Source organism: Eubacterium sp. 14-2 (assembly GCF_000403845.2).
Classification (GTDB): domain Bacteria; phylum Bacillota; class Clostridia; order Lachnospirales; family Lachnospiraceae; genus Petralouisia.
Genome location: NZ_KE159567.1, coordinates 345,912 through 347,459, shown reverse-complemented (window position 1 = coordinate 347,459; position 1,548 = coordinate 345,912). Strand labels below are relative to the sequence as shown.

The 1,548-nt window shown below is 47.4% G+C and carries 1 protein-coding gene; it reads right to left on the bottom strand.

What is annotated here, in order from left to right; all coding sequences use genetic code 11:
- Positions 1-132: 132 nt before the first annotated feature.
- Entirely contained in the window at positions 133-1,131 is a 999-nt protein-coding gene (gene xerA / locus C805_RS08845; RefSeq protein WP_016213474.1) for a site-specific tyrosine recombinase/integron integrase, read from the bottom strand.
- Positions 1,132-1,548 lie beyond the last annotated feature (417 nt).

Genomic DNA, 1,548 nt, shown 5'->3' with positions numbered 1-1,548 from the left:
ATCGGTGTTTAGCAGATTTCTGCTTTTCTCTCTGATTCTCTCTTTTCTCTTCCTCTCCGATATTTTTGGGTACAACAAAAACTCCGGCGCTGAAACCGGAGTATTCCCACCCTCATATGATATGTTTATCCTCTATACCGCATACTTACTGTATGCTGTCTTTACATTCTTCTGGGATATGTAACAGTATACCTGCGTGGTTTTCAGATCCGCATGTCCCAGTATCGCCGCCACATCCTGTATGTTCATCCCACGGTCCAGAAGGTTGGTAGCCAGTGTCCTGCGGTACCGGTGCGGATGTACGTTGGCCACCCCCGCTTTTCCTCCGATCCGTTTCAGGATTACCTCTATCCCGTTCTTTCCCAGCCGCTCTGTCCCTTTTCCCGCAAACAGCGCTTCTCCGGTATCGGTTCTGGAAGTAAGATAGTCCTTCAGGTGCATGGCCGCCACTTCTGAAAGGTATACCGTACGCTCCTTATTCCCCTTTCCCAGTACCGTGCATTCCATCCGTTCAAAATCAATATCATCTGTATTCAGCCTGGCCACTTCCGATACCCTGCACCCCGTACAGTACAGGAAATCCAGTAATGCCAGGTCCCGGATATTCTCACAGGCCCTCCGCAGCCTTTCCATTTCCGCAGCGGAATAGGGTTTCTTTACCTTCTTCCGGTATTTTATCTGCTTAATGGCCGCACAGGGATTCCGGCCGATCAGGCCTTCCGCTGACAGCCATCCGAAAAAACTGGAATAACACCTGCGGATTCCGTCCAGTGTCCGGTTGCTCAGCTTCACTTCGGATTTCTCCCTGCGGTATGACAGATAAAACCGGATATCATAGGCTGTCACCTCGTACAGGGGCTTTGCAAGGAACTGTATCAGTTTCCGGTTTTCATCCGCATACCGGTTCAGGGTGGACTCCGCAGTCCCTTCAATCCGCTTTGTGGCAAGGAACTTTTTCAGCATCCGTTCCGCACTGTGATCAGGCACCGACACATCCGTACACCGTTCCTGTACCTCATACCGGTTCAGTTCCAGAACCAGCACATCCTGCACAAGGTCCATGGTTTCCGGCTCCACCCGTCCTTCCAGAGATTCCATAACTTTCTGTATGATCTGTTCTCGAATGTCCATAACTGTAACCACCTCCGGCACAATCATACCAGAACAAAACCCTTGCAATCAATTACTTTGTGTGCTATAGTAAAGACATCAAAAGGAACAATCGCCCACAAGGGATTGACCGATATAAAAGCAGCAAAGCCACCCGAACACCGACCAAAGTATCAGGGTGGTTTTTGCTATGTAAAACTACTTACAAAACGTAAAAACGAATGTAAGCAACGCCAGAAGGAAAAGACCAAAGGTCATTAAATCCTTAAAATCAAAATGATTTTTCACAGGCATCACCCCCATTCTTTTGGAATGAGGTCAACACACCCTGTAACACGATTGTTCCTTCATAAAAATATATCATATGCAGGAATAGATTGTAAACACCGTTTCTTCCAGTTTTCTTACTTTATTTCCCATAGTTCACTAAACACCGAT

Excerpts from the sequence above, each read along its gene's own strand:
- xerA (WP_016213474.1), bottom strand. The coding sequence starts at position 1,131 with ATGGACATTCGAGAACAGATCATACAGAAAGTTATGGAATCTCTGGAA.